Origin of the sequence: Bradyrhizobium sp. BRP23 (genome assembly GCF_020194135.1) — a bacterium.
GTDB lineage: Bacteria > Pseudomonadota > Alphaproteobacteria > Rhizobiales > Xanthobacteraceae > Bradyrhizobium > Bradyrhizobium yuanmingense.
On sequence record NZ_JADYVW010000001.1, the window covers coordinates 362083 to 387758 of the forward strand.

Annotated in this window: 27 protein-coding genes; 21 read left to right on the plus strand and 6 right to left on the minus strand. The window is 65.3% G+C overall.

All coding sequences use genetic code 11. From position 1 onward, the window contains the following. Positions 1–63: 63 nt before the first annotated feature. Positions 64–1692, minus strand: a complete 1629-nt coding sequence (locus I6F24_RS01675; protein ID WP_074447487.1) for a helicase HerA-like domain-containing protein — start codon at positions 1690–1692, stop codon at positions 64–66. Between the two features lie 339 nt (positions 1693–2031). Between I6F24_RS01675 and I6F24_RS01680 the strand changes: the two genes are divergently transcribed. From I6F24_RS01680 to I6F24_RS01730, 11 genes are all read left to right on the plus strand, one after another. After that, positions 2032–2397, plus strand: a complete 366-nt coding sequence (locus tag I6F24_RS01680; RefSeq protein WP_036005983.1) for a hypothetical protein — start codon at positions 2032–2034, stop codon at positions 2395–2397. A 24-nt stretch (positions 2398–2421) separates the two neighbouring features. Next, the gene (locus tag I6F24_RS01685) at positions 2422–2829 is read left to right on the plus strand and encodes a DUF4332 domain-containing protein (protein WP_036005985.1); all 408 of its coding nucleotides are present in this window, start codon (positions 2422–2424) and stop codon (positions 2827–2829) included. Positions 2830–3068: 239 nt separating this feature from the next. Continuing rightward, positions 3069–3929 carry a dihydropteroate synthase gene (gene folP, locus I6F24_RS01690; protein ID WP_036023162.1) on the plus strand — a complete coding sequence of 287 codons (861 nt, stop codon included), beginning with the start codon at positions 3069–3071 and terminating at the stop codon, positions 3927–3929. Next, a complete protein-coding gene (gene folB, locus I6F24_RS01695; RefSeq protein WP_036005989.1) occupies positions 3926–4294 on the plus strand; it encodes a dihydroneopterin aldolase in 369 nt (122 codons plus the stop codon). The genes folP and folB overlap by 4 nt, the downstream gene beginning before the upstream one ends. A 1-nt stretch (position 4295) precedes the next feature. Then, positions 4296–4787: a 2-amino-4-hydroxy-6-hydroxymethyldihydropteridine diphosphokinase gene (gene folK, locus I6F24_RS01700; protein ID WP_036023159.1), complete on the plus strand. Its 492-nt coding sequence runs from the start codon at positions 4296–4298 to the stop codon at positions 4785–4787. Between the two features lie 81 nt (positions 4788–4868). Then, entirely contained in the window at positions 4869–6740 is a 1872-nt protein-coding gene (locus I6F24_RS01705; RefSeq protein ID WP_225149874.1) for a methylmalonyl-CoA mutase family protein, read from the plus strand. Beyond that, entirely contained in the window at positions 6737–7201 is a 465-nt protein-coding gene (locus I6F24_RS01710) for a GFA family protein (protein ID WP_057027174.1), read from the plus strand. Before I6F24_RS01705 ends, I6F24_RS01710 begins: the two co-directional genes overlap by 4 nt. An 8-nt stretch (positions 7202–7209) precedes the next feature. Beyond that, positions 7210–7395 carry a hypothetical protein gene (locus I6F24_RS01715; RefSeq protein WP_225149875.1) on the plus strand — a complete coding sequence of 62 codons (186 nt, stop codon included), beginning with the start codon at positions 7210–7212 and terminating at the stop codon, positions 7393–7395. Continuing rightward, positions 7392–9548 (plus strand): methylmalonyl-CoA mutase, encoded by a 2157-nt coding sequence (gene scpA, locus I6F24_RS01720; protein WP_225149876.1) that lies wholly within the window; start codon positions 7392–7394, stop codon positions 9546–9548. The genes I6F24_RS01715 and scpA overlap by 4 nt, the downstream gene beginning before the upstream one ends. Positions 9549–9583: 35 nt before the next feature. Next, positions 9584–9880 (plus strand): nucleotidyltransferase domain-containing protein, encoded by a 297-nt coding sequence (locus I6F24_RS01725; protein WP_109144401.1) that lies wholly within the window; start codon positions 9584–9586, stop codon positions 9878–9880. A gap of 22 nt (positions 9881–9902) precedes the next feature. Further along, positions 9903–10682 (plus strand): DUF3298 and DUF4163 domain-containing protein, encoded by a 780-nt coding sequence (locus I6F24_RS01730; protein WP_225149877.1) that lies wholly within the window; start codon positions 9903–9905, stop codon positions 10680–10682. Between the two features lie 7 nt (positions 10683–10689). Here I6F24_RS01730 and I6F24_RS01735 read toward each other — a convergent pair whose 3' ends face one another. After that, positions 10690–11169 carry an SRPBCC family protein gene (locus I6F24_RS01735; RefSeq protein ID WP_128262638.1) on the minus strand — a complete coding sequence of 160 codons (480 nt, stop codon included), beginning with the start codon at positions 11167–11169 and terminating at the stop codon, positions 10690–10692. A 218-nt stretch (positions 11170–11387) separates the two neighbouring features. Between I6F24_RS01735 and I6F24_RS01740 the strand changes: the two genes are divergently transcribed. The 8 genes from I6F24_RS01740 to I6F24_RS01775 all read left to right on the plus strand — a co-directional run bounded on the left by I6F24_RS01740 (position 11388) and on the right by I6F24_RS01775 (position 18514). Next, positions 11388–12380 carry a tripartite tricarboxylate transporter substrate binding protein gene (locus I6F24_RS01740; RefSeq protein ID WP_225139504.1) on the plus strand — a complete coding sequence of 331 codons (993 nt, stop codon included), beginning with the start codon at positions 11388–11390 and terminating at the stop codon, positions 12378–12380. A 140-nt stretch (positions 12381–12520) separates the two neighbouring features. Further along, positions 12521–13012 carry a tripartite tricarboxylate transporter TctB family protein gene (locus tag I6F24_RS01745; RefSeq protein WP_074447490.1) on the plus strand — a complete coding sequence of 164 codons (492 nt, stop codon included), beginning with the start codon at positions 12521–12523 and terminating at the stop codon, positions 13010–13012. A 3-nt stretch (positions 13013–13015) separates the two neighbouring features. After that, positions 13016–14527: a tripartite tricarboxylate transporter permease gene (locus tag I6F24_RS01750; RefSeq protein ID WP_225149878.1), complete on the plus strand. Its 1512-nt coding sequence runs from the start codon at positions 13016–13018 to the stop codon at positions 14525–14527. A gap of 94 nt (positions 14528–14621) precedes the next feature. Then, the gene (locus tag I6F24_RS01755) at positions 14622–14936 is read left to right on the plus strand and encodes a nucleotidyltransferase domain-containing protein (protein WP_036023146.1); all 315 of its coding nucleotides are present in this window, start codon (positions 14622–14624) and stop codon (positions 14934–14936) included. Continuing rightward, on the plus strand, positions 14937–15278 hold the full coding sequence (locus tag I6F24_RS01760; protein WP_074447491.1) for a DUF86 domain-containing protein: 342 nt from the start codon (positions 14937–14939) through the stop codon (positions 15276–15278). Between the two features lie 27 nt (positions 15279–15305). Further along, a complete protein-coding gene (gene meaB, locus I6F24_RS01765) occupies positions 15306–16292 on the plus strand; it encodes a methylmalonyl Co-A mutase-associated GTPase MeaB (protein ID WP_225149879.1) in 987 nt (328 codons plus the stop codon). Next, positions 16289–16936 (plus strand): pyroglutamyl-peptidase I, encoded by a 648-nt coding sequence (locus tag I6F24_RS01770; RefSeq protein WP_225149880.1) that lies wholly within the window; start codon positions 16289–16291, stop codon positions 16934–16936. The genes meaB and I6F24_RS01770 overlap by 4 nt, the downstream gene beginning before the upstream one ends. 207 nt (positions 16937–17143) lie before the next feature. Then, complete coding sequence (locus I6F24_RS01775; protein ID WP_225149881.1) at positions 17144–18514, plus strand: TIGR03808 family TAT-translocated repetitive protein; 1371 nt, start codon at positions 17144–17146, stop codon at positions 18512–18514. Here the strand turns inward: I6F24_RS01775 and I6F24_RS01780 are convergent. The 4 genes from I6F24_RS01780 to I6F24_RS01795 all read right to left on the minus strand — a co-directional run bounded on the left by I6F24_RS01780 (position 18511) and on the right by I6F24_RS01795 (position 22806). Then, positions 18511–19272 (minus strand): TIGR03809 family protein, encoded by a 762-nt coding sequence (locus I6F24_RS01780; protein WP_050995884.1) that lies wholly within the window; start codon positions 19270–19272, stop codon positions 18511–18513. The two genes, I6F24_RS01775 and I6F24_RS01780, sit on opposite strands and share 4 nt — an antisense overlap. 546 nt (positions 19273–19818) lie before the next feature. After that, complete coding sequence (locus I6F24_RS01785) at positions 19819–21528, minus strand: S8 family serine peptidase (RefSeq protein ID WP_036023137.1); 1710 nt, start codon at positions 21526–21528, stop codon at positions 19819–19821. Positions 21529–21544: 16 nt separating this feature from the next. Beyond that, positions 21545–22240, minus strand: a complete 696-nt coding sequence (locus tag I6F24_RS01790) for a hypothetical protein (RefSeq protein WP_036023136.1) — start codon at positions 22238–22240, stop codon at positions 21545–21547. Then, positions 22237–22806 (minus strand): sigma-70 family RNA polymerase sigma factor, encoded by a 570-nt coding sequence (locus tag I6F24_RS01795; RefSeq protein WP_036006024.1) that lies wholly within the window; start codon positions 22804–22806, stop codon positions 22237–22239. Before I6F24_RS01795 ends, I6F24_RS01790 begins: the two co-directional genes overlap by 4 nt. Positions 22807–23243: 437 nt before the next feature. On the opposite strand from I6F24_RS01795, the gene I6F24_RS01800 reads away from it, so the two are divergent. Together I6F24_RS01800 and I6F24_RS01805 are read left to right on the plus strand one after the other, a co-directional pair. Then, complete coding sequence (locus I6F24_RS01800; protein ID WP_225149882.1) at positions 23244–24401, plus strand: GGDEF domain-containing protein; 1158 nt, start codon at positions 23244–23246, stop codon at positions 24399–24401. A gap of 63 nt (positions 24402–24464) precedes the next feature. Next, positions 24465–25568, plus strand: coding sequence for a DUF2336 domain-containing protein (locus I6F24_RS01805; protein ID WP_225149883.1), 1104 nt, complete (start codon positions 24465–24467; stop codon positions 25566–25568). Positions 25569–25676 lie beyond the last annotated feature (108 nt).

Genomic DNA, 25676 nt, shown 5'->3' on the forward strand with positions numbered 1-25676 from the left:
GGCGACGGTCAACGTTCTAGAGCTTCACCGCATACGACGACTGCCTCAAACCGGGCGCTCTGCCTAACGCCGTAGCAATCCGCCGAGCGCGCCGCGGACCAGCGTACGGCCGATCGAGCCGCCGAGCTGGCCGCCGAGCGACTTGCCGATATTGGCGGCCATCCCGCCGATCACCTGGTTGGTGACCGATCGCGTCACGTCGCGGGCAATGACCTGGCCGGTCGACAGACGACCTCGCTTGACGTTGGTGCCGAAGATGGTGCCGACGATCGAGCCGATCTGGCCGAGAACGCCGCCGCCTGCGCCGGCTCCACCATCTTGTGCGTCGGCAGGCGCAGCCGTGCCGGCTACGCGCTTCTGCAGCATCTCATTGGCGGACTCACGATCCACCGCGGTATCGTATTTGCCCTTCACCGGGCTCCTGCTCATGATCGCCTTGCGCTCCTCGGGCGTGATCGGCCCGATCCGCGCCGTCGGCGGCCGGATCATCACCCGCTCCACCATCGAAGGCGTGCCGTTGCCCTCGAGGAAGGACACCAGCGCCTCGCCCTTGCCGAGCTCCGTGATCACCTTGGCGGTGTCGAGCTTCGGGTTGGGCCGGAAGGTCTGCGCCGCAGCGGCGACCGCCTTCTGGTCGCGCGGCGTGAAGGCGCGCAGCGCATGCTGCACGCGACCGCCCAATTGGGCCAACACCTTGTCCGGCACGTCGATCGGATTCTGGGTGACGAAATAGACACCGACGCCCTTGGAGCGGATCAGACGAACCACCTGCTCGATCTTGTCCATCAACGCCTTCGGCGCATCGTTGAACAGCAGATGCGCCTCGTCGAAAAAGAACACCAGTTTTGGCTTCGGCAGGTCGCCGGCTTCCGGCAATTCCTCAAACAACTCCGACAGCAACCACAACAGAAAGGTAGCGTAAAGCCTGGGGCTCTCCATCAGCTTGTCGGCAACCAGGATGTTGACGATGCCGCGACCGTCGCTATCGGTCTTCATGAAATCCTTCAGCTCCAGTGCAGGCTCACCGAAGAATTTCGTTCCGCCCTGGTTTTCCAGCACCAGCAGCTGGCGTTGAATGGTTCCAACCGTCGCCTTGCTCACATTACCGAAGCTCTGCGCGGCCTTCCGGATCTCGGCTAACGGATCTTCCTCAGCATCCGGTCCCTTCTTGCCGCTGGCGGGCACGATCGCATCCAACAGCGATCGCAGATCCTTCATGTCCAACAATGGCAGGCCGTTCTCGTCCGCGACGCGGAATGCGACGTTGAGAACCCCTTCCTGCACCTCGTTCAGGTCGAGCATCCGCGCCAGCAATAGCGGCCCCATTTCGGTGACGGTCGCGCGCACCGGGTGGCCCTGCTCGCCGAACACGTCCCAGAACACGGTCGAGAACTGGTCCGGCTGAAACTTGAGACCCATTTCGCCGGCGCGCTTGAGGATGAAGTCTTTGGCCTCGCCGACTTCCGAGATGCCGGAGAGGTCGCCCTTGATGTCGGCCGCGAAGACCGGAACACCGGCGCGCGCAAATCCTTCCGCCATCACTTGCAGCGACACGGTCTTGCCGGTTCCCGTTGCACCCGTGACGAGGCCGTGGCGATTGGCCAGCGCAAGCGTCAGCCAAGCCTGCTCGTCTCCCTTGCCGACGAAGATCTTGTCGTCGGTATCGCCGAGCTTGCTGTCCTGTGCGGTCATTATTCTCTCTGATCTTTCTGCCGAGTTTCGCGTCGCGAAACCCCAATGCACCAATTCCGCAGTTTAACGCATCTCGTGCGCCGATTAAATCGGTTCAGCGGCTCCTGCGCATGCGACATTGTCGGAAACAGACGGACAACATCGGCCGAAAGTCGGAATGGGGCGTTCGCATAGCGGCAATTTTTTGCCGATTCGTTCTAGGCTCTTGCACGGCGGCAACACTTTTCGCGCGTTCGCGACGGCGCCTGCGTTCATCGCTTGTATTTCACGTCACACCGGCTCAAGATCATTTTCGAAAGCAATATTCCGGCATGCAAACCGGCTGAGGGGCGGGGTCTTATGGACGAGCTGATCGGACGGCTGGCGACAAACGCCAGCATAGATGGTGCTGTCGCTGAAAAGACCGTCGGCATTGTCCTGGCCTTCCTTCGCAACGAGGGCCCTTCCGACAGTGTGCAGGCCCTGATCGACCAGATCCCCGGAGCGGAAGCTGCGATCGAAGCCTCCAAGAGCGGTGGCGGTCTGTCGCGGCTGATGGGCGGCGGCTTGATGGCCGTCGGCACCCGCCTGATGGGCCTGGGGCTCGGCATGTCCGAGATTCAAAACGTCGCCCGTGAACTTTTCCGCTACGGGCGAGACAAAATCGGAGCGGATCAGATGGGCAAGATCATCGCGGGGACGCCGGGCCTCAGCCAGTTCGCCTGAGCGACGCTTTTCATATCGAGCATCATGACATATCCGATTTCCGAGATTGAGGGCCTGCCGGCCTTTGCCGCCAACAAGTTGAAGGCGCAAGGAATCCGCACCACCGACGCGCTGCTCGAGGCGGCGTCCACCGTGAAGGGCCGCAAGGCGCTTTCGGCCAAGACCGGCATCAGCGAGCAGCAATTGCTGGAATGGGCCAACGTCTCCGACTACATGCGCATCCCCGGCATGGGCAGGGCCAAGGTCGGGCTCGTCCGCGCCGCCGGCGTCACGACGGTGCGGGAGCTCGCCTATCGAAATCCGGCAAGGTTGGCGCAGAGCATGCGCGAGGCCAACGAGAAGAAGAAGCTGGTCCGCGTCCTGCCTTCCGAGAAGTCGGTCGGCGACATCATCGCCAAGGCCAAGAAGCTGCCGCCGAAGATTACGTATTAGCGCTGCGGACCAAGCTGGAGAGGTTGGGGTACCACTGCTCCCAGATCGTCATTGCGAGCGCAGCGAAGCAATCCAGAATCTTGCCGCGGTGCCAGTCTGGATTGCTTCGCTGCGCTCGCAATTGACGGAGGGTGAGCAAGAACATCGCATCCTCTCGGCCGTCTGCACGCATCGGAATGGCCGCGAATGGCCCCAATCCCGTCTTGACTCCCCCTGCCCGACAGCGCAATGCCACGCGCATGAATGCCTCGCCCTCCCCTTCCGTCCCGCCGGCCGGCTCGGCCGGGATCGGCGCACTGCGGACGCTCGTGGGCCGGCGGCTTCCTGCGGTGATGGGCGTGCTCAACATCACCCCGGATTCCTTCTCCGACGGCGGCGAGTTCATCGCGCCAGCGCGCGCGCTGGAGCGGGCGCGGGCGATGGTCGCCGCCGGCGTCGACATCATCGATATCGGCGCCGAATCCACCCGGCCCTACAAGGGCGCCCGGCCGGTCACGGCGGCGGAAGAGCTCGCGCGGCTGAAGCCAGTGTTATCGGACGTCGTGGCGCTCGGTGTGCCCGTCTCGATCGACAGCATGAAGGCGGAGGTGGTGGCCTTCGCGCTCGACCAGGGCGCGGGGATCGCCAACGACGTGTGGGGCCTGCAAAACGACACCGCCATGGCGCCGCTGATCGCCGCGAGGGGCGTGCCCGTCATCGTCATGCACAACCGCGACAGCGTCGATCCCGCCATCGACATCGTCGCTGATATCAAGACATTCTTCCTGCGCTCACTGGATCTTGCCGCAAAAGCCGGCATTGCGCGCGACAAGATCGTGCTCGATCCCGGGATCGGCTTCGGCAAGACGGCCGAGCAGAGCATGACCGCGCTCGCGCGCTTGCGCGAGCTCGACATGTTCGGCCTGCCGATCCTGGTCGGCGCCTCGCGAAAACGCTTCATCGCCTCGGTGTCGCCGTCGGAACCATCGGAGCGGCTCGCCGGCTCGATCGCCGCGCATCTGATCGCCGCGCAGCGCGGCGCCAAGATCATCCGGACCCACGACGTCGCCGAAACCCTGCAGGCCCTGCGGGTGGCGCAGGCCATCGAGAGCAAGCAATGACCGACACGATCTTCGTCACCGGCCTGTCGATCCATGCCCGCCACGGCGTGATGGATCACGAAACCGAGGTCGGCCAGCGTTTCGTCATCGATCTCGAGCTCTATACCGACCTGTCCGAGCCTGCGCGCAGCGACCGGCTCGCGGACACGGTGTCCTACGCCGATGTCGTGGCGACGACGACGGCGGCGTTCAAGAACACCAATTACAAACTCCTGGAGCGCGCGGCCGGCGCGGTGGCCGATGCCATCCTGTCGCACTTTCCGCGCATCCGCGCCGTGAAGGTCACCGTGCACAAGCCGCACGCGCCGATCGCCGCGATCTTCGACGATGTCGGCATCGTGCTGACGCGCTCGCGGCATCCCTAGCATGGCGAGCGTGCTGATCGCACTCGGCGGCAATGTCGGCGATGTCCGCGCGACGTTCAAGAAGGCGATCGCTCATATCTGCGGCATGGCACAGGCGGCGCTGATCGCGCGCTCGTCCGACTATACGACCCCGCCCTGGGGCGACGAGGACCAGGATCCCTTCATCAATGCCTGCATCGAGATCGAGACCAGCCTCGATCCGCATGCGCTATTGTTCGTGCTGCAGAAAGTCGAGCAGAAGTTCGGCCGCGCGCGAACCAAAGGGCGGCGCTGGGGCCCGCGCACGCTCGATCTCGACATGATCGCCTATGACGACGTCTCCTTGCAGAAGCCCGACCTGACGCTGCCGCATCCGCGCCTGTTCGAGCGCGCCTTCGTGCTGGTGCCGCTGGCCGAAATCGCATCTGACCGCGTGATCTCGGGCATTCGTGTGCGTGACGGGCTCGCCAGCGTCTCGGCGCAAGGCATTGAGCGGCTTCCGGATACCGGTTAACCAAAAACAACCGTTTGCAGGAACGGTCCGCCATGGCAATTTCGCCTGCGAATAACAAGACGTTCGGGAGCCCCGCGCCGCATGACCTCCGTGACTGACGACCTGCCGCTGGCGGCGGATTTTCCCAAGGCCACGCCTGAGGACTGGCGCAAGCTGGTCGACGGCGTGCTGAAGGGCGCGCCGTTCGAGAAGCTGGTCGGCAAGACCTATGACGGCATCAAGATCGAACCGCTCTATCCGCGCGCGAAGGGCGTTGCGCCGGTGATGGGCCGGCCGCCGGCCGCACCGTGGCAGGTCGTGCAGCGGATCGACCATCCCGATGCGGGGATCGCGAATGCGCAGGCACTGCAGGATCTGGAGAACGGTGCGACCGGGCTCGCGCTGGTGTTCGCCGGCGCCAATGGCGCGCGCGGTTTCGGCCTGGAACCGTCGGCCGAGGCGGTGGCAAAGATCCTGAAAGACATTCACCTCGACGCCGGCATCGGCATCGAGCTCGAGATCGGACCGCAATCGCGGATGGCCGCGATCCATGTCGCGGAATATGTGAAGAGCAACGGCCTCGATCCCGGCACCTGCAACATCCGCTTCGGGCTCGATCCGCTCGCGGCGGGCGCGGTGTGGGGCCACAGCCCCTATACCTGGGACGAAATTGCCCCCGCGATTACGGGCGCCATCAAGGGACTCGCCGGGCTCGGCTTCAGGAGGCCGTTCGCCTCCGCCGACGGCCGCGTGATCCATGATGCCGGCGGCTCGGAGGTGCAGGAGCTCGCTTTCGTGCTTGCCTGCGGCGTCGCTTACCTGCGCGCGATCGAAGGCGCGGGCATTCCGCTGAAAGCCGCGCAGGACATGGTCTATGCGCGGCTCGCCGCCGATGCCGACCAATTCCTGACCATGGCCAAGTTCCGCGCCCTGCGGCTGCTATGGGCGCGCATCGAGACCGCTTGCGGGCTGACGCCGAAACCGCTGTTCATCGCGGCCGATACCGCCTGGCGCATGCTGACGCAACGCGATCCCTACGTGAACATGCTGCGCGCGACCATGGCGGCGTTTGCCGCGGGACTGGCCGGTGCCAACGCCATCACCGTGCTGCCGCATACGCTGGCGCTCGGCCTGCCCGATCCGTTCGCGCGGCGCGTGGCGCGTAACACGCAGCTTCTGCTGCTGGAAGAATGCAACCTCGCCAAGGTCAGCGATCCCGCGGCGGGGGCTGGCGGCATCGAGACGCTGACGGCGCAGCTGTGCGATGCCGCGTGGGCCCTGTTCCAGGAGAGCGAGAGCGCCGGTGGCGCGTTCGCGGCGCTTCAGCAGGGTGTGTTCCAAAGCAAGGTCGCGGCCACGCGCAAGGCGCGCGAGGCCAATATCGCGAAGCGCCGGGACATACTGACCGGCGCCAGCGAGTTTCCGAACCTGCACGAGAGCGAAGCCACTGTCCTGAAGGCAGCGCCGATCGCGCTTCCACCCTACGGCGAACAGACCTACAAGTTTGAGGCGCTGCCTCCGATCCGTCTCGCGGAACCGTTCGAGGCGCTGCGCGACAAATCCGACGCGAGTTTGAAGGCGCGGGGCGCACGGCCAAAGGTGTTCCTGGCCAATCTCGGCACGCCCGCCGATTTCACCGCGCGCGCGACGTTCGCGAAGAGCTTCTTCGAGGCGGGCGGCATTGAGGCCATCGACAGCGAGGGCTTTGCCGATCCGGCCAAGCTGGCCGCGGCCTTCAAGGCCTCCGGCACCGAGCTGGCCTGTCTGTGTTCCAGCGACAAGGTCTATGCGGAACACGCCGAAGCCGCGGCAAAGGCCCTGCAATTGGCCGGCGGGCGACATATCTACCTGGCGGGCCGGCCGGCCGAGGCCGAGGCGGCGCTGCGAGCCGCCGGCGTCACGGGCTTTGTCTTCGCCGGAGGCGATGCGCTTGCGGCACTGCAGGACGCCTACCGACGGATGGAACAGCGATGACCGACACCAGCAAACCCGTTCTCACCGGCGGCTGCCAATGCGGCGCCGTGCGATTTGCGGTCATGACGGCGCCGACCAGGATTTCGATCTGCCACTGCCGGATGTGCCAGAAGGCGAGCGGCGCGCCGTTCGCCTCTTTGGCCGACATCAACAAGACCGATTTCGCCTGGACCAAGGGCAAGCCGTCGTTCTTCCGCTCCTCCTCGATCGCCGATCGCGGCTATTGCGCCGCCTGCGGCACGCCGCTGAGCTTCGGCCGCATCGACGGCGATCGCATCGAGATCATGACCGGTACCTTCGATCGCCCTGACCGGGTCGTGCCGACGCGTCAGTTCGGCATCGAATCCCGCCTCGGCTGGGTCGTCGGCATCGCCAATTTGCCGAGCCAGACCACACAGCAGAATTACGGACCGGAGAAGATGGCGACCATCGTCAGCCATCAGCATCCGGATCATGATTGAGGCGATCCATGTTTCAGCTGCTCGGACAAACGTTGCTCGGTCTGGCAGAATGGAAGACTGAAAAGCTGCTCGCATGGCTGCTCTGGGACGGGACTGGCCGCATGACTCAGAGCCGCCTGGACGATCCCGTTTACAAGAAGAATGTGCAAAAGCTGATCGAGCGCAATCGCAGGTTTGAGGATTCCAAGGAATGACCCGCATTCCCAATTTCGCCGAGGTCGCTTTCGAGCGAGCTGCAACTGCCACCCCTGCCGGCAGCGCCGAGCCGTGGCTGACGCCGGAGGGCATCCTGGTGAAGCCCGCTTATGGCGAGGCTGATCTGACCGGGCTCGATTTCCTCGAGACCTATCCGGGCATCGCGCCGTACCTGCGCGGCCCCTACCCGACCATGTATGTCAACCAGCCCTGGACGGTCAGGCAATATGCCGGCTTCTCCACGGCGGAGGATTCCAACGCGTTCTATCGCCGCAATCTCGCGGCGGGGCAAAAGGGCCTCTCGGTCGCATTCGATCTTGCCACCCATCGCGGCTATGACTCGGATCATCCGCGCGTCGGCGGCGATGTCGGCATGGCCGGCGTTGCCATCGATTCCATCTACGACATGCGCACGCTGTTTGCAGGGATTCCGCTCGACCAGATGAGCGTGTCCATGACCATGAACGGCGCGGTGCTGCCGATCCTCGCGCTCTATGTCGCCGCCGCCGAGGAACAGGGCGTGCCGCCGGAGAAGCTGTCGGGCACCATTCAGAACGACATTCTGAAAGAGTTCATGGTGCGCAACACCTACATCTATCCGCCGGCGCCCTCGATGCGGATCATCTCGGACATCTTCGCCTACACCTCTCAAAAGATGCCGAAGTACAATTCGATCTCGATCTCCGGCTATCACATGCAGGAGGCCGGCGCGACGCAGGATCTCGAGCTCGCCTATACGCTGGCTGACGGCGTCGAATACTTACGCGCCGGCCTTGCCGCAGGGCTCGACGTCGACCGCTTCGCGCCGCGGCTGTCGTTCTTCTGGGCGATCGGCATGAACTTCTTCATGGAGGTTGCCAAGCTGCGCGCGGCGCGCCTGCTTTGGGCCAAGCTGCTCAAGCCGTTCAACCCGAAAGACCCGCGCTCACTGTCGCTGCGCACGCACAGCCAGACCTCGGGCTGGTCGCTGACCGCGCAGGACGTCTTCAACAACGTGATGCGCACCACGGTCGAGGCGATGGCGGCCACCCAAGGCCATACCCAATCGCTGCACACCAACGCGCTCGACGAAGCACTGGCGCTGCCGACCGATTTCTCGGCCCGCATCGCCCGCAACACCCAGCTGTTCCTGCAGCAGGAGAGCGGCACCACCCGCATCATCGATCCCTGGGGCGGCTCGTATTATGTCGAGCGGCTCACGCGCGACCTCGCCGCCAAGGCCTGGGGCCACATCCAGGAGGTCGAGGAACTCGGCGGCATGGCGAAGGCGATCGAGGCCGGCGTGCCAAAGCTGCGCATCGAGGAGGCCTCAGCCAAAACGCAGGCGCGGATCGACGCCGGCAAGCAGGCGGTGATCGGCGTCAACAAGTACAAGCCGACCGACGAGGACAAAATCGAGATCCTGAAGGTCGACAACACCAATGTCCGCCGGCTTCAGATCGACAAGCTCAAGCGGCTGAAAGCCGAGCGCAACCAGCAGGAGGTCGATGCCGCCCTCGCCGCGCTGACGCGCTCGGCCGGCGAAGGCAACGGCAATCTGCTGGCGCTCGCGATCGATGCGGCCCGCGCCAAGGCGACCGTTGGCGAAATTTCTGACGCAATGGAGAAAGTGTTCGGCCGGCACCGCGCCGAGATCAAATCCATCACCGGCGTGTACAAGCGGGAGGCGTCCAGCATGGGCACCCAGGTCGAGAAGGTTCAGGCGCTGATCGACGCCTTCGAGGAGGCTGAGGGCCGCCGCCCGCGCATCCTGGTCGCCAAGATCGGCCAGGACGGCCATGACCGCGGCCAGAAGGTGATCGCCTCGGCGTTCGCCGATATCGGCTTCGACGTCGACATCGGGCCGCTGTTTGCCACCGCCGACGAAGCCGCGCGGCAGGCGGTCGAGAATGACGTGCACATTCTCGGCGTCTCCTCGCTGGCCGCCGCCCATCTGACCGCTGTGCCGGAGCTGAAAGCCGCACTGAAGAAGCAGGGCCGCGACGACATCATGATCATCGTCGGCGGCGTGGTGCCGCCGCAGGATTACGATGCGCTCTATGCCGCCGGCGCCGAGGCGATCTTCCCGCCCGGCACGGTGATCGCGGACGCCGCCGAGGAGCTGATCCGCAAGCTGAACGCCCGGCTGGGGCATAGCGAGGCGGCGGAGTAGATGATAGACTGGCCGTGTGACGGCCAGGTGTGTCCATGACGCGTGACGAAATCGTCGCTGCGATACGCAAGAACGCGGATGCCATCCGAGGCAAGGGCGTAGCAAAGCTTGCCATCTTCGGCTCGCGAGCCGGCAACGATTATCGGCCTGATAGCGATATCGACGTGCTCGTCGAGATCGAGCCGGACACCTCGTTTTCCCTGCTCAACTTGATCGATGTCGAGCACATCATCGAGGATGCGACTGGCTTGCAAGCACAGGCAACTGTTCGCCGCTCCATCTCTCCCCGCTTTGCGGAGCGGATCGCAGACGATATTGTCGAAATATTCTGACGCTCACGCAGGAGCACTAACCTTGAAGTTCATCGCCGGTTTGAGCGTCGCCCTGGCGCTGAGCGCAACATGTGCGTTTTCCGCCCACGCCGCCGATCCCAAACCCGATGCGATCGTCAAGACCAAGAGCATCGAAGCGCGCGTCTTCCTCGGCGACAGGATCAAGGCGGATGCGGCGCTGGCGGCGGACTGCCTCGCGGAGGGCAAGAAGTGGCTCGACAAGAATGCCGCGGAAGCCGCTGCCGCGCGCAAAGCGGACCCGCAGTTCTTCAAGGAGGGCGGCTGGGAGTTCGAGCGCAAATATGAAATCCGCTCCGTGGCTACCGACCGCTATGTCAGCGTCCTGCGCAACGACTACATGAACACACGCGGCGCCCATCCTAATTCGGACGTGAACACGATCCTGTGGGACAAGGCCGCCAACAAGCGCATCTCGATCCGTCCATTCTTCACCGAGACCGCCGATGGCGGCCCCACCATGAAGGCGATGGTGAAGGCCATCATCGCTTCGCTGACGGACGAGAAGAAGAAGCGCGGCGCCGGAGAGACCGCGACCGACGAGTGGTTCAAGTCCGTGGAGCCGCGCCTCCTCAAGATCGGCGCGGTGACGCTCGCGCCCTCCACCGAGGCCGGCAGGAGTTCCGGCCTCAACTTCCGCTATCCGCCCTATGCCGTCGGCCCCTACGCTGAGGGCGAGTATGTCGCTTTCGTGCCGTGGGAGACGCTGAAGCCTTACCTCACATCGGAGGGCGCCCGCATCTTCGGCGGCGCGCGGCCCAAGGGCGACGCGGACGAGCCGTGAGCTGAGGCTAACGGGATCGCAAACGGGTCCGGGCCAATGTCCGCGCGAGGGAATCCGTCCAATCGGGAATCCAGGAGGCAAACAGCGCTTTCCAGCGCTCGGCGTCCGCAGGTTCAGTTTCGAGCGCAACCGACCATTCGATGAAGGTTCGGTTGCCCTCGATGATCGGACGCAGATGCATGGTGCCTTGGTAGCGCGTCGGCGCCGGACTCGGGCTAGCGTCGTCTTGCGGATAGGGTATCGCTTCGAGACCGGCATAGGTCAGGCTGTGCTGCAGGTCCGAGTGATCGACCAGGCGCTGGCGGATCCAGTTTCCGAGATAGCAGAAGCGCCTGACGGCGCCGACTTCATCGCCGCGCCTGTTGTCTTCGATCTCGCTCTCGCTCACGCCGTCGATATAGGCGGGGTAGTTGTTGAAATCGCGGATCAGGGACCAGACGTCGTCGAGCGGGTGGTCCAGCACGGCGCTGTAATAGGCTTGGGTCATCGGTGGCTTGCCTTTGTTTTCGTTGCGCGCAGAGGTTGGCTAGGCGCGCGGACAAAACCCACCCGATTTCCGACCGCCCATTCGACGGGCCCGTCTGCTTTCACACAACATGGCGATTCCAGTTGGTAGCGCTACCTTGCGGCGGCGACGTAAAGCCGACTAGAATGCCGGAGTTGACAAGAGCGCCCGACATCACGGGCGCCGCTGGGAGGCATTAAATGTCCAAGATTTCGCGCCGCAGCTTTGCGGCTTCCACCGCCGCTATCGCGGCCTCCGCCGCTTTCGGCTTCAAGCCCGCGCTCGCACAAGCCTATCCGGCGCGGCCTGTCACCGTGATCGTGCCCTGGGGCGCCGGCGGCGGCACCGATGCCACTGCGCGCATTGTCGCAGCGCTGCTGGAGAAGGACCTCGGCCAGCCCTTCAACGTGGTCAACCGCACCGGCGGCTCCGGCGTGGTCGGCCATAGTGCGATCGCGACCGCGCAGCCCGACGGCTACACCATCGGCATGCTGACCGTCGAAATCTCAATGATGCACTGGCAGGGTCTCACCGACCTGACGCCGAAGAGCTACACGCCGCTGGCGCTGATGAACGAGGATCCGCCCGGCATCCAGGTCTCCTCCTCCTCGCCCTACAAGACGGTCAAGGAGCTCGCCGACGCGATCAAGGCGGCGCCTCCGGGGAAGTTCAAGGCTTCCGGCACCGGCCAGGGCGGCATCTGGCATCTGGCGCTGGTCGGCTGGATGCAGGCGATGGGCCTGCCCGCCAACCAGGTCGCCTGGGTGCCGTCGAACGGCGCGGCACCCGCAATGCAGGATCTCGCGGCCGGCGGTGTCGACCTCACCACCTGCTCGGTGCCGGAAGCGCGCGCCATCATCGAGGCCGGCAAGGCCAGGAGCCTTGCCATCATGGCGCCCGCGCGCAATCCGGTGTTCAAGGACGTGCCGACGCTGAAGGAGGCCATGGGCATCGACTACGCAACCGGCGCCTGGCGCGGCATTGCCGGGCCGAAAAATCTGCCGCCGGAGATCGCAACCAAGCTCACGGCGGCGCTGAAGAAGGTCTACGACTCCGCCGAGTTCAAGGACTTCATGAGCAATCGCGGCTTCGGCACCGTGTGGGGCGATGCGGCCCATTTCGCGGGCTTCATGGACAAGGGCGACGCCCAGATGGGCCAGGCGATGAAGGCCGCGGGCCTGAGCAAGGCGTGATCCGCACCTGCGACGCCGTGATCGGGGTGCGAGGAACTCTCCGCGAGTCCATCTCTCACCTCCCCCGCGGAGACTTCCCCTCACCCCAACCCTCTCCCCGCAAGCGGGGAGAGGGAGCGCACCTCCTGTAGGACTCCCCTATGCGTCTTCCCGACTCCGTCACGGGATCGTTTCTCGTCGCGCTCGGCGCGGCTGCCGCCTACGGCGGCTACATTCTGCCGCCGGTGCCGGGGCAGCCGGTCGGCCCCAATGTATTTCCGCTGGTGATCGGCTGCGGCCTTGCACTGTGCGGGCTCGCGATCGTGTTCGGCATCGGGCGCTCCTTCGAGGAGGAGGAAGAGCTGGTCCCGTTCGAGGACGGCCAGGCGGCTGCCCCGCCACCGCAGGGCAAGCTCTACGGCCTGCGCGCGCTGCTGCCGCCGGCGCTGCTGCTGTTCTACGTTCTTGCCGCCGACCGGCTCGGATTCGTCATCACCGCGGCGATCATGGTCTACGTGACCTCGACCGCGCTCGGGGCGAAATGGAAGCTGGCGCTGCCGCTCGCGGTGCTCTCGCCGTTCGCCATTCATCTCATCTTCGGCAAGCTGCTCCGCGTGCCGCTGCCGGTTGGCCTGCTGCCGACGCCTTGGTGATCGATGTTGAAGACCCTGATTGATGCGTTCGCGCTGATCTCCACCTGGGAGGTCATCATCTCCATGTTCGCAGCCTCCGTGTACGGGCTGGTGATCGGCTCGCTGCCGGGCCTGTCGGCGACGATGGCGACCGCCCTGCTCGTCCCCGTCACCTTCTATCTGTCACCGATCGCGGCGATCGCGACCATCGTCGCGGCCTCCTCGATGGCGATCTTCTCCGGCGATATTCCCGGCGCGCTGCTGCGTATTCCGGGCACGCCCGCATCCGCGGCTTACGCGGATGAAGCCTACGCCATGACGCGCAAGGGCCAGGCCGAGCTCGCGCTAGGGGCCGGCGTCTGGTTCTCCGCGGTCGGCGGCATCGCCGGCGTGCTGTCGCTGATGATCCTGGCGCCGCCGCTGGCCGAAATCGCGCTGTCGTTCTCGACCTTCGAATATTTCTGGTTGGCGCTGCTCGGCCTGATGTGCGCCACCTTGGTGGCGCGTTCCTCGCCCGTGAAGGCGATCGTTGGCATGTTCATCGGCCTGCTCGTCGCCTGCATCGGCATCGAGAATCCCGGCGGCATCCCGCGCTTCACCTTTGGGCTTACGGACCTGTTCGGCGGCATCGAGCCGATCCCGGCCCTCGTTGGCGTGTTCGCGGTGGCGCAGGTGATGCGCGCGATGCTGACGCCCGAACCGCCGCCGCTGCCGCGGCGCAAATTCGGAAGCATCATGGCCGGCCAATGGAAGCTGACCAAGCTCTATCGCTGGCAGATGACGCGCGGGAACATCGTCGGCATCATCATCGGCGTGCTGCCCGGCGCCGGCGCCGACATGGCCGCCTGGGTCTCCTATGCGATGTCGAAGCGTTTCTCCAAGGAGCCGGAAAAGTTCGGCACCGGCCATGTCGAGGGCCTGGTCGAGGCCGGCGCCAGCAACAATGCCAGCATCGCCTCCGGCTGGGTGCCTTCGCTGCTGTTCGGCATCCCCGGCGACACCATCGCCGCGATCGCGATCGGCGTGCTCTACATGAAGGGCCTCAATCCCGGCCCGACGCTGTTCACCGAGAAGGCGTCGAGCATGTATGCGATCTACCTGATGTTCATCATCGCGAATATCTTGATGATCCCGCTCGGCATCGCGATGATCCGCGTCGCCACCTACATCCTGCTGGCACCGCGCTCGGCGATCATGCCGATCATCATGCTGTGCTGCGCGGTTGGCTCGTTCGCGATCGGCAACAACATGTTCGGCGTCGTCACCGTCGCCGCCTTCGGCGTGATCGGCTATGTCATGGAGACGAACGGCTATCCCGTCGCCGCCATGGTGCTCGGCATCGTCATGGGCACCATGGTGGAGCAGGCCTTCGTCACCTCGCTGATCAAGTCGGACGGCAGCATCTTGCCGTTCTTCGAGCGTCCGGTCGCGGCCATCCTCGCCGCGATGGCGATCGGCGCGCTGCTCTGGCCGGTCATGGTGTGGATCTGGCGCAAGGTGAAACAGCCGCAGACCGCCGCGGCTACGACCCGGTGATATCGAACGGGCGGCCCTCGCCTGCCCCGCCGGTGCAGGCCGAGCAGGCCCGCTATCGCTGGGCCGGGCCCTCGCCCTGTGCTAATGTCCGGCCATGACTGAGGTCGCAGAAATTCCACTCCAGACGATTGTCGGGAAGCTCCGAGAGCTTGCTCCCGCCTTGAGGGCTGCGGGCATCAATCACCTGTCCGTGTTTGGGTCCCGAGCGCGCGGCGACGCGCGCCCCGACAGCGACCTCGATGTTTTGGTAGAGACGACTGCGCATGGGGAAGAGCCACGTTTCGATTACTTCAAGGCTGTGAAACTGATCGAGGATCACATCGGCCTCGAAACTCAAATATCGATGCGAAACTTACTAAAGCCCCGCATGGCGGAACGCATCGCCGACGATTTGGTCGAGGTGTTCTGAATGCGGCCCACCGTCGAGGACCGGTTGCGAGACATTCTCGAAGCCATTGTCGAGATCGAGGCGTTGCTTGCGGGCTATGACTTCGCGCGCTTCACCGCCGACAAGACCAGCCGTATGGCCACTGAACGCTATTTGGAAGTCATTTGCGAGGCCGCACGGCGGTTGCCCGACGAGATGAAGAAAGATGCGTCGAGCATAGATTGGCAAGCAATGGTGAATTTCGGGAATCGTTTGCGCCACGCCTATCATGCAACGGATGTTGGGATTGTATGGGCGATCGTTCAAGATCATCTCTTTCCAATGAAATCTTTCGTCGAAGGGCGCATGCGACCGTCCAGTTGACGTGGACTCGCACGCCCATAAGCAACGATGACCAGTCCCAAATCCACCGACATCAAATCCCTCGCCCGTGACCTTCGCGCCGGCAGTCGTGCGGCCCTCGCCCGGGCGATCACGCTGGTGGAGAGCCGGCGCGCCGACCATCAGGCGCTGGCGCGGGAGCTGGTACAGATGCTGCTGCCGGACACCGGCAAGGCGTTTCGCGTCGGCATCACGGGATCGCCGGGCGTCGGCAAGTCGACCACGATCGATGCGCTGGGTACGTATCTGATCGAGCAGGGCCACAAGGTCGCGGTGCTCGCGGTCGATCCGTCCTCGGCGCGCAGCGGCGGCTCGATCCTCGGTGACAAAACGCGGATGGCGCGGCTGTCAGCTTCCGATGCAGCCTTCATCCGTCCCTCGCCGTCCTCGGGCACGCTCGGCGGTGTCGCGGCGAAGACGCGCGAGGCGATGCTGCTGTGCGAGGCCGCCGGCTTCGGCGTCGTGCTGGTGGAAACGGTCGGCATCGGTCAGTCCGAGACCGCCGTCTGCGACATGACCGACTTCTTCCTTGCCCTGATGCTGCCGGGCGGCGGCGACGAGCTGCAGGGCATCAAAAAGGGCCTGGTCGAGCTCGCCGACATGATCGCGATTAACAAGGCCGACGGCGACAATTTGAAGCGCGCCAAGATCACCGCGGCCGATTATCGCGGCGCGCTGCATATTCTGGCGCCGCGGTCCGAGCATTGGCATCCGCCGGTAGAGACCTATTCGGCGCTGACCGGCGACGGCATCGCAAAGATCTGGCAGAAGGTTCTGGATCACCGCAAGGCGATGAACGCCTCCGGCGATTTCGCCGCGCGGCGGCGCGAGCAGCAGGTGAAGTGGATGTGGTCGATGCTGGAGCAGCGCATGCTGGCGCGGCTGCGCAGCGAGGCCTCGGTGCGGAGCAAGGTCCGAAAGATCGAGGCCGAGGTCGCCGATGGCCATCTTACGCCGGCGCTCGCCGCCGAGCAGATGCTGGAGTTGCTGCAATGAGCGACAAGCTCCGCATTCTCCTCACCGGCTTCGGTCCGTTTCCCGGTGCGCCCCATAATCCGACCCAGCCGCTGGTGGCGCGGCTGGCGCAATTGCGCCGGCCCGCGCTCGACGATGTCGTGCTCTCGAGCCACATCTTCCCGGTCACCTATGCCGCGGTCGACCGGCAATTGCCCGACGTGCTCGCTGCGCAAAAGCCCGACGCGCTGCTGATGTTCGGCCTCGCCGCCCGCACGCCTTACCTGCGCATCGAGACGCGGGCGCGCAACGCCGTCACCATGCTCTGGCCCGACGCCGCCAACACCCACTCGACCAAGCGCGGTATCGCCGGTCATGCCGACGCGATGATGTTCGGCCCGCACACCGCAAGGCTGCTGCGCGCCGCGCGCCTCACCGGCATCGACGCCCGCCCCTCGCGCGACGCCGGCGCCTATCTCTGCAACTACTTAAGCTGGCGCGCGATCGAGCGCGTGAAGGCGGGCGGACCCAGGCTTGCGGCGTTCATCCACATTCCCCTGCTCGCGCGCAGCGGCGGCGTGCGCCGCAAGGGCGCAGCCCGCATCACGCTCGAGGAGCTGGTGGATGCGGGGGAAGCGATGCTGATGGAGATGGTGCAGTTGGCGCGCAAGGCGCGCGCTTCGTAGGGTGGATTAGCGAAGCGTAATCCACCTCATCTCCATCAACGGTTCCACACTCGCGGTGACATGGTGGGTTGCGCCTACGGCTAACCCACTCTACGCACCGTCTTTTGCGTAAACATTTAACCCTACCGCGAACAATCCTCACGGTCCTCGCCCTGCTGCGCTACGAAACCGCTGCGGACACCTCCCGCGTCCGCCGGAGGACGCGTCATGAACCTCAATCGCCGTCATCTCATCGGGGCTTCGACCGCGGGCATTGCCGGTGCGCTGGCCATGCCGGCCGATGCCGCGCGCGCCGCGCCGCTGACGTCGCTGCTCGGCCGCGATGCCACGCAATATGGTGTGCGGCCCGGCAGCAGCGAGGACCAGACCCGCGCGCTGCAGCGTGCCATCGACGATGCCGCGCGGGCGCAATTGCCGCTCGCCTTGCCACCCGGCGTGTACCGGACCGGTCTGTTGCGGCTGCCAAACGGCGCGCAGCTGATTGGCGTGCGCGGCGCGACCAAGCTCGTCTTCACCGGCGGCGCCTCGGCGATCCAGAGCGACGGCTCCGATGCGATCGGCCTCACCGGCATCACCTTCGACGGCGGCGGCATCCCGCTGCCGACACGGCGCGGCCTGATCCACGCCCTCGGCGGGCGCGACGTGCGCATCAGCGAATGCGCTATCACGAGCTCGGGCGGCAGCGGCATCTGGCTCGAGCAGGTCGCGGGCGACATTTCCGGCAATATCCTCACCGACATCGCGGTGACAGCGGTCGTGTCGTTCGACGCCAGGGGCCTCAGCGTCTGCCGCAACACGATTCTCGGCACCAACGACAACGGGATCGAGATCCTGCGCACCGCGATCGGCGATGACGGCACGCTGGTCGCCGACAACCGCATCGAGAACATCAAGGCCGGCCCCGGCGGCTCGGGCCAGTTCGGCAATGCCATTAACGCCTTTCGCGCCAGCAACGTGATCGTGCGCGGCAACCGTATCAGGAATTGCGACTATTCGGCGGTGCGCGGCAACTCGGCTTCGAACATCCACATCAGTGGCAACAGCGTCAGCGACGTGCGCGAGGTCGCGCTCTATTCCGAGTTCGCGTTCGAGGCCGCGGTGATCGCCAACAACATCGTGGACGGCGCGGCCGTCGGCGTCTCGGTCTGCAATTTCAACGAGGGCGGCCGCATCGCGGTGGTCCAGGGCAACATCATCCGCAACCTGATCCCGAAGCGGCCGATCGGCACCGCGCCCGACGATGATGCCGGCGTCGGCATCTACATCGAGGCGGATTCTTCGGTGACCGGCAACGTGATCGAGAACGCACCGTCCTACGGCATCGTCGCCGGCTGGGGCAGATATCTGCGCGACGTCGCGATCACGGGCAACGTGATCCGCAAGGCGCTGGCCGGCGTCGGCGTCTCCGTGCTGCCGGGCGCCGGCACCGCGCTCGTCAACAACAACATGATCTCCGAGACGCCGCGCGGCGCCGTGGTCGGCCTCGATCACGCCCGCGCGGTGACGTCGGATCTATCCGCCGACGGCGCACAACGTTTTGCGCAGCTGGTGGTCGGCGGCAATGCGGTGCGGCGCTAGAAGGCGTTCCGCAGCAGCGGGTACTTCGCTTCCAGGCCGTCGAGGCTGAAAGTGAATTCGACGACGCGCTCGGGGGCGGCGACGATTTCCTCGGCGGGCGGGGCGAACTGCGGCAGGAGCGCCGCCATTGCTGCAGGCGCGGTCTTCGGCGGCTTCGCGGCAGGCACCGGCGGCCTCACTTCCGGCGCGGCGAATGGCCGTGTTGCGGCCGGCTCCGCGAGCGGCGATCTCTCGGCAGGCGCAGTGAACGGTGCCTTCGCAGCGGGTGCCCTCAGCGGCGGCATCTCGGCAGGCGCGGTGAACGACGGCCAAGCTACGGGCATAGCAAGCGGCGCGATCGGGGCTTCGGTGATCTCCGCGAGCACGTCGGGCTTCGGATCGAGCCTCACCGGCATGACGGTCTCGGGAGCGATGTGAACGGCCTTGGGCTGCATCGTTTGCGCCTGCTGCTCGCGCGGCGCCATGCGAGGCATCGTCGCCGGCGACCAACCGAATGCCGGCGTCACGCTCGCAGCCGCCTCGGCGACGTCCGCCCCCGTCGCAAGGGCGCGCCAAGTCTGGACGGCGCGCTTGGCTTCCTGGATGTTTTCGAGGAAGGCGATCTCGGAATGATAGCGGCGCCAGCGGCCGGTCTCAAACATCTCGGAGAGATGTTGCAGGCGCTGCTCGGCGAGAGCGCACCAGCGTGCCGCGATTTGGCGGCTGCCGGCCGCGTCGCGAACGAACTCTTCGCGAGCAAATTCTTGGCGATGTGTCATGAACCAGCCCGTCAGGAGAAAACACGGACGCGGGGGACGCAACGCACACGAATCAATTTAGACGCGACATGAATATTTTGTGGAAAAGTTTTGACTTGTCCAGCAACGACGCGGCATTCGTCGTCAAACACCGTAGTCGTGCGGTGATTTTCCGTGTTTTCGAGTCAAGCTTCGCACAAGCATGACGGAGTTGCGGCGGGACTCGCTCGCGACGGCGACCGAAGCCACGGCGACCTTCAACTGCAAGCTGAACGGATGCGAAGCTTCGAAAAATCGGACGCCAGAATCTTGTCTTGACGCGTTTTCTTCACGCGAACCGGCACCCACTTCGCTCGAAAACGCTCTGAAAAGAAGAGACCCGTCCGGGGGGACAACCGGACGGGTCGAGCCATATGGGCGCTTGGGGTGGATGGGCGCTCGCGCCTGATATGACTGATGGGGAGGGATGACCGCTCCCACATCAGTTGGTCGGGGCAGCGGGCTGAACGTTCAAATGCGCGGTTTGATTTTTTACCCTTTGGCGTGAGCGTAAAGTTGTCGCAGCGACTATCGCGCCGGCGGCCTATCTGCCTGAGAAACCGCGGATTTATCCTCCGCGCTCGACAGCGAGGTTTGCTCGATCGCGCGTGCGCCGGGCTCCTCGCGACGCTTCGGAGCATCTTCACGTTTTGTTGTACCGGGGGCAGCAGCGACCGGCGTCGCGCTGTCGGCAGGAACAGCCATGACGGCGGCAAACGCGTCGGCCTGGCCGTCGCCGAAGAGGTCGTCGCGCCCGGGAGAGCCGAGGTCGCGTGCGGTCTTGACCAGCGTCATGCGCAGCGCTTCCGGCTTGAGTGTGTGGTTGCGCTCGAGCAGCAGCGCCGCGACGCCTGAGACATAGGCGGCCGAGAACGAGGTTCCCGACGTCACCTGGTATTTGCCGTCGGGTGCCGGCAGGAAGATGTCGACGCCGGGGGCCGCGACGGCGATGTAGTTGCCGCGGTTGGAGGCGGAGAACAGCCTGTCCTGCCGATCCGTCGCACTGACCGCAATCACGTTGGGGTTGGCCGCCGGATACAGCGGCGGCGATTTCGCCCCGGCATTGCCGGCGGCGGCGATCAGAATGAGACCACGCGCGGCCGTCGCCGCGATCGCGCGCTCGATCACCGCGTCCTTCGGACCGGCAAAGCTCATGTTGACGATCTGCGCGCCGTGCTCGGCGGCGTAATTCAGGGAACGCAGGATGATATAGGACGAGCTCTCTGCACCGCCATTGGCACCGCCGAAGGCGCGGATGGCGATGATGCGGGCCTCGGGTGCGCTGCCCATCAGACGGGCATGGGCCGCGATCGCCCCGGCGATGCCGGTGCCATGGACGTGCGGCCCTTCGGCACTGCCGAGCGCGTCGAAATTGTCGGCGATGGAATTGGCGAGCTCGGGATGCCGGGCGTCGATGCCGGAATCGATTACCGCGATCGTGACGTTGGCCCCATGCGCCAACGTATGCGCCTGCGGCAGGCGCAGCTTTGCCAGCGCGTATTGCGCAGGATCGCCCTCGGTGGCGGCCGACGATTTCTGGTCCTGGAGCACGTAGCGGAAGTTCGGCTGCAGCGAGCGCACGCTGCCGTCGGCCGCGAATTCGCGCCGCACGGTCTCATAGGGCCGGCCGTCGGCGATGCGGAACAGGCCGAACGTGGCTCCGATCAGCGGGAAATTCTCGGAAGCGAGGCGGGTCAGGCCGTGGCGACGCGCCAGCTCGTCGGCCTCGGCCGTCGACAGCGCGCCGTCGATCTCGGCGACGAATTCGCCTGCGAAGCTGCGCGAGGTCAGCACCACCGGCGTGTTGTTCCCACGCCCTTTGCCGGCGCTCTTCTTGCCGGATTTTCCGGTGCCCTCGCCGCCCGCGTTCGGCTGCGCCAGACATTCGCCGTCGGCACTGCGATAGGCTGCGGTGCAGGCCGGATAGAGATTCGGCGAGTAACGCGCATGGGGCAGCACCGGCGTCGTCGGCCGGATGCGCGACGTCGTGGGAATGCTCGCCATCGTCCGCGGGCCGCGGCCAACGCTCACCGCGCGCGCAGCGATGTTCGGGCTGACCCGCGGGGTGATGTTTGGAGAGACGGTCGGCGTGCGCGAGGGAACGCTGATCGTCGGCGTGCGCATGATCGCCTGCGCCTGCGCAAGCTCCACGCCGAAACAGAAGGCGACCAGAAGCGCAACGCCGACGGATGAAGCGCGGGCCCCAGTGCGCACCCTGCTCTCGGATTTGCCCGTCATTGGCTCGGCGGCGCGCCTAGGGCGCCGCGACGGCGAGGTTGACGAACTTCTCGCGCTGCATCCTGCCGAGCAGCGAAGCGAGTTCGTCCTGGCCCATCGCCTTGTCGAACTGGAGGCGGAACATGCCGCCCTTGGCATCGCCGATGATCGAAGCCTGGTAGCTGTCGAGCAGCGCGGTGATGTCGGCGACGCGCGCCTCAGGGGTGAAGCGCACCAGCGCGCGCGCCGGCGCGGCGGCGCTACCAAGCTCGCGCGTGATCGGTGCGCTGGTCGAGAGCGAAGCGGTTTGGAAGGTCGCCGGCTGGTTCTTCATCAGCACGGCGCCGATGATGCCGGCCTGCAGCACGAGCGCGACGGCACCGAGGCTCGCCGACCACGCCAGCGTGCGCGGCGACAAGCTCGCGAAGAAGGTCGAGATACGCGCCGACAGCGGCAGCGAGCCGCTCGCCCTCGCCGGCTCGGCATCGATCGCGGCGAACAGCTTCTGCATCGCGCGCGCCGACGGAGCGCCCAGGCTCTCGTTCAGATGAATGGTCTCTTCGTACTCGCCGCGGATCGCCGCATATTGCTTCGCCAGGTCCGGATCGCGCGCCAGCGCTTCCTCGACACGGCGCGCATCGCGCGCGTTCAGCGTGCCGGCAGCGTGCCAGGGCAGCAGCAGTTCAATTTCACTGGGCTCTTGCTCCAGCATCTTCTTGCTCAAAGCCATCATGGCCAGCCTCGCTCGACGCCGGCTGCCTTCAGCAGTTCGGCCAGTTTCTTGCGCGCATAGAACAAGCGCGTCTTCACAGTGTTCTCTGGTATCCCGACGATTTCGGCCACCTCTTCCACGGACTTCTCGTGGTAGTAGACGAGATCGACGATTTCCCGATGATCCGGCGAGAGGCCCGTCAGACACTCCCGCAACGCCTCACTGGTATCCTTCTTCTGCACCACCGTTTCCGGATCGTCGGACGTATCCTCGATCGCGTTGGCGGCGTCTTCGTCCAGCTCGAAATCCTTCCTGCGCCGGAGCGCAGACAGGGCCTTGAATCGGGTGATTGCCAGCAGCCAGGTGGAAACGGCAGATCGGCCCTCGAATTTGCCCGCTTGACGCCAGACGTCGAGAAACACCTCGCTGATGAGGTCTTCCGCCGCCTGCTCGTCCCGCACGAGCCTCAGCCCGAACCGGTAAACCCTGACATGGTGCCGCCCGTACAGCACCTGCATGGCGAGCCGGTCACCTTGAGCGATCCTGGCGATCAGGATCTCGTCTGAAGCCGCCTGTGTCGCGCTCAATGGCCGTCTCGCAAGGTTGGTCGGGTCGATGCGGTGGCCGGTTCGATGTGGGGGGCAAAATTGTTGAACCTACCGCAGTCATACGGGGGCTTGTGTGAGCTACCCCACATCCGGGCATTTTTCTTGTCCCACCCGTGGTGGTCAGCGTCGCTCATCCGAATCGGTACCATAATACTGCGATATTCCCTGCGGAATGCCTGCCCGGACATAGGCAGCCCGGCCTCATCCGGTTCCATAGTAGCCCCGCACCACCTTTGTCGCGCCAAGCCTCGCTTCGGCTCGACCGCAGCGCACACGATGCGTGATCATCGGTAAAATTCTCACGCTAGACGATCGCCTTGTTCCCTGCTGCACGGTTCGGATTCGATTTCAAAGGATACCAAACCTAAAGGCTTGCCACGTAGGTTTTTACGCTGACATCCACCATTGGCGGGACCATGGGTACGGCCGCGACGTCCTTTCCGGAGAGGAATGCCGCAGAGGTCGCGGATCTCGTCCTCGCGCCCGAGACGACGGCTCCCGAGGTCAGGGCGCGCCGCGTCTGGCAGCGCCGCCAGATGTATATCGGCCAGGTCGCGAGCTACTCACTGGGCGGCGCGGTCCTGCTGCTCTACGCCTTTGACGGCGCGGTCTCCATGGCCGTTCCGACGCTGTTCTGGCTCGGCGGCCTTCTGATCATCGGGACTTTCACGGTGCTGTCGGAGGCCGGTTTCGGCGACCGTTTCGACGATCATTACCTCACCGTCTATCAGATCTCGGCGCATATGGCGCTGCAACTGGTGTTCCTGCTCGCGGTGCCCACCATCGGGGTCGCGTTCCTTGCCGTATTGTTTCTGATCTTCGCGTTCGGCACGCTGCGGATGACGTCGAGCCAGGCCATGCTCACCTGGGGCCTCGCCACCTGCGGGCTCACCGTGGTGTTCCTGGGGTCGGACCTGCCGATCGGACTGCCGGTCGCGACCCGGCTGCAGCGGACCGCCTCGATGCTCTGCTTCGTGCTGGTGATCGGGCAGTGCGCCTTCCTCGGCCTGTTCGGCGCCACGTTACGCAAGATCCTGTACAATCGCAGCATCGAATTGAAGGCCGCCTATCGACGCATCGAGGAACTGGCCGAGCTCGACGAGCTCACCGGCTCCTACAACCGCCGCTGCATCATGCGGCTTCTCGACACCGAGATCGAAAAGTCGCGGCGGGCATCCACGCCCTTCGCGATCGCGCTGATCGATCTCGACTGGTTCAAGCGCATCAACGACGCTTACGGCCATCCCATTGGCGATGAGGTGCTGCGCACCTTCGCGATCACCATTTTCGCCAACATCCGCCCGGCCGACAGTTTCGGCCGCTACGGCGGCGAGGAGTTTCTGCTGCTGCTGCCGGATACGTCGGGTGACGTCGCGCTCCGCACGCTCGAGCGCCTGCGCGGCATCGTCGCCGATCTCGACTGGGGCGCGTTCTCCCCCAGCATGCGGGTGACCATTTCCGCGGGCGTCGTGACGCTGCGCGACGTCGATACTGCCGACACGTTTCTCGCGCGCGCCGACAGCGCGCTCTATTCCGCCAAGGCGCGAGGGCGCAACTGCATTGCAACGAGCTGACCGATCCATTTTCCTCCGGTGCGACGGAAGCCGCTGCCGGACCGACCGCTCCAGGACAGAGCAATGAGATCCAATTCCGCAAGACCATCCGAAAGCCTGCTCGAGGAATTGCAGGCTGCCCTCTCGCACGGCACCGTCGCGCGCCGGGTGGAGACGCTCCGCCGCGTCACCGATCTCTTCGTGGGCAACGCGGTCGACTATTCCGACGACCATATCCGCGTGTTCGACGACGTGTTCCAGTGCCTGATCGAGCAGATCGAGACGTCGGCCAAGGCGCTGCTCGCCGAGCGGCTCGCGCCGATCGCGGCTGCGCCGCCGCAGATCATCCGCACGCTCGCGCTCGACGAGGTGATCGAAGTCTCCGGCCCCGTGCTGTCGAAGTCGGAGCGGCTGGATGAGGCAACATTGGTCGAGATTGCGCGCACCAGGAGCCAGGCGCATCTCAAGGCGATCTCGCTGCGGCGGGCGCTGTCGGAAGCGCTGACCGACGTGCTGGTGGCGCGGGGCAATGAGGACGTGGTGCAGTCGACGGTCGGCAATCCGGGCGCGCGGTTCTCGGAGGAGTGTCTCGCCGACCTCGTCGTCCGCGCCGAGCGCGACGACGACCTCGCCGGCTGCATCGGCCTGCGGCCCGACCTGCCGCGCCATCACTATCTGAGGCTGGTCGCCAAGGCATCCTCGAGCGTGCGCAGGAAGCTCGCGGCTGCGCATCCCAAGCTCGCGGACGAGGTGTCGAGGGCCGTCGAGGAAGCGGCCCAACGGGTTCGCGCCGTCGCCAGGACGAAACAGACGGAGATGGCTCGCGCGCTGGTGAAGTCGCTGCACGAGGACGGCCGCCTCAACGAGCTCCAGGTCGCCACCTTCGCCGAGCAGGGCAAGTTCGACGAGACGAACGCGGCGCTGGCCGCGCTCGCGGGGATCGCGGTCGAGACGGCGGAGACCATGATGATCGAGAGCCGCACCGAAGGCGTGATGATCCTCGCCAAGGCCGCGGGCATGCAATGGTCGAGCGTGCGCGCCATCATCGCCTTGCGCGAGAAGCTCTCCGGCGGGTCGCAGACCGACATGCTGAAGCTGCGCGACACCTATGAGGCGCTGCGCTCATCGACCGCGCAACAGGTGCTGCGCTTCCACCGCATGCAGTTGCACGCGACGCCGGCGGCATGAAGCCGTGCGCGCTAAAGCGCGATGAGATTTTGAATCGTCATCGCGCTTTAGGTTGTTGGTTGCGCATGATCTTTCCGGAAAACCGCTTCGCACTTTTCCGGATCATGC

Excerpts from the sequence above, each read along its gene's own strand:
- I6F24_RS01725 (WP_109144401.1), top strand. The coding sequence starts at position 9,584 with ATGACGCGTGACGAAATCGTCGCTGCGATACGCAAGAACGCGGATGCC.
- I6F24_RS01750 (WP_225149878.1), top strand. The coding sequence starts at position 13,016 with ATGTTGAAGACCCTGATTGATGCGTTCGCGCTGATCTCCACCTGGGAG.
- I6F24_RS01710 (WP_057027174.1), top strand. The coding sequence starts at position 6,737 with ATGACCGACACCAGCAAACCCGTTCTCACCGGCGGCTGCCAATGCGGC.
- I6F24_RS01675 (WP_074447487.1), bottom strand. The coding sequence starts at position 1,692 with ATGACCGCACAGGACAGCAAGCTCGGCGATACCGACGACAAGATCTTC.
- I6F24_RS01745 (WP_074447490.1), top strand. The coding sequence starts at position 12,521 with ATGCGTCTTCCCGACTCCGTCACGGGATCGTTTCTCGTCGCGCTCGGC.
- I6F24_RS01705 (WP_225149874.1), top strand. The coding sequence starts at position 4,869 with ATGACCTCCGTGACTGACGACCTGCCGCTGGCGGCGGATTTTCCCAAG.
- I6F24_RS01735 (WP_128262638.1), bottom strand. The coding sequence starts at position 11,169 with ATGACCCAAGCCTATTACAGCGCCGTGCTGGACCACCCGCTCGACGAC.
- I6F24_RS01775 (WP_225149881.1), top strand. The coding sequence starts at position 17,144 with ATGAACCTCAATCGCCGTCATCTCATCGGGGCTTCGACCGCGGGCATT.
- I6F24_RS01805 (WP_225149883.1), top strand. The coding sequence starts at position 24,465 with ATGAGATCCAATTCCGCAAGACCATCCGAAAGCCTGCTCGAGGAATTG.
- I6F24_RS01680 (WP_036005983.1), top strand. The coding sequence starts at position 2,032 with ATGGACGAGCTGATCGGACGGCTGGCGACAAACGCCAGCATAGATGGT.
- I6F24_RS01715 (WP_225149875.1), top strand. The coding sequence starts at position 7,210 with ATGTTTCAGCTGCTCGGACAAACGTTGCTCGGTCTGGCAGAATGGAAG.
- I6F24_RS01740 (WP_225139504.1), top strand. The coding sequence starts at position 11,388 with ATGTCCAAGATTTCGCGCCGCAGCTTTGCGGCTTCCACCGCCGCTATC.
- I6F24_RS01790 (WP_036023136.1), bottom strand. The coding sequence starts at position 22,240 with ATGATGGCTTTGAGCAAGAAGATGCTGGAGCAAGAGCCCAGTGAAATT.
- I6F24_RS01800 (WP_225149882.1), top strand. The coding sequence starts at position 23,244 with ATGGGTACGGCCGCGACGTCCTTTCCGGAGAGGAATGCCGCAGAGGTC.
- I6F24_RS01770 (WP_225149880.1), top strand. The coding sequence starts at position 16,289 with ATGAGCGACAAGCTCCGCATTCTCCTCACCGGCTTCGGTCCGTTTCCC.
- folB (WP_036005989.1), top strand. The coding sequence starts at position 3,926 with ATGACCGACACGATCTTCGTCACCGGCCTGTCGATCCATGCCCGCCAC.
- meaB (WP_225149879.1), top strand. The coding sequence starts at position 15,306 with ATGACCAGTCCCAAATCCACCGACATCAAATCCCTCGCCCGTGACCTT.
- I6F24_RS01780 (WP_050995884.1), bottom strand. The coding sequence starts at position 19,272 with ATGACACATCGCCAAGAATTTGCTCGCGAAGAGTTCGTTCGCGACGCG.
- scpA (WP_225149876.1), top strand. The coding sequence starts at position 7,392 with ATGACCCGCATTCCCAATTTCGCCGAGGTCGCTTTCGAGCGAGCTGCA.
- I6F24_RS01685 (WP_036005985.1), top strand. The coding sequence starts at position 2,422 with ATGACATATCCGATTTCCGAGATTGAGGGCCTGCCGGCCTTTGCCGCC.
- I6F24_RS01760 (WP_074447491.1), top strand. The coding sequence starts at position 14,937 with ATGCGGCCCACCGTCGAGGACCGGTTGCGAGACATTCTCGAAGCCATT.
- I6F24_RS01785 (WP_036023137.1), bottom strand. The coding sequence starts at position 21,528 with ATGACGGGCAAATCCGAGAGCAGGGTGCGCACTGGGGCCCGCGCTTCA.
- folP (WP_036023162.1), top strand. The coding sequence starts at position 3,069 with ATGAATGCCTCGCCCTCCCCTTCCGTCCCGCCGGCCGGCTCGGCCGGG.
- folK (WP_036023159.1), top strand. The coding sequence starts at position 4,296 with ATGGCGAGCGTGCTGATCGCACTCGGCGGCAATGTCGGCGATGTCCGC.
- I6F24_RS01755 (WP_036023146.1), top strand. The coding sequence starts at position 14,622 with ATGACTGAGGTCGCAGAAATTCCACTCCAGACGATTGTCGGGAAGCTC.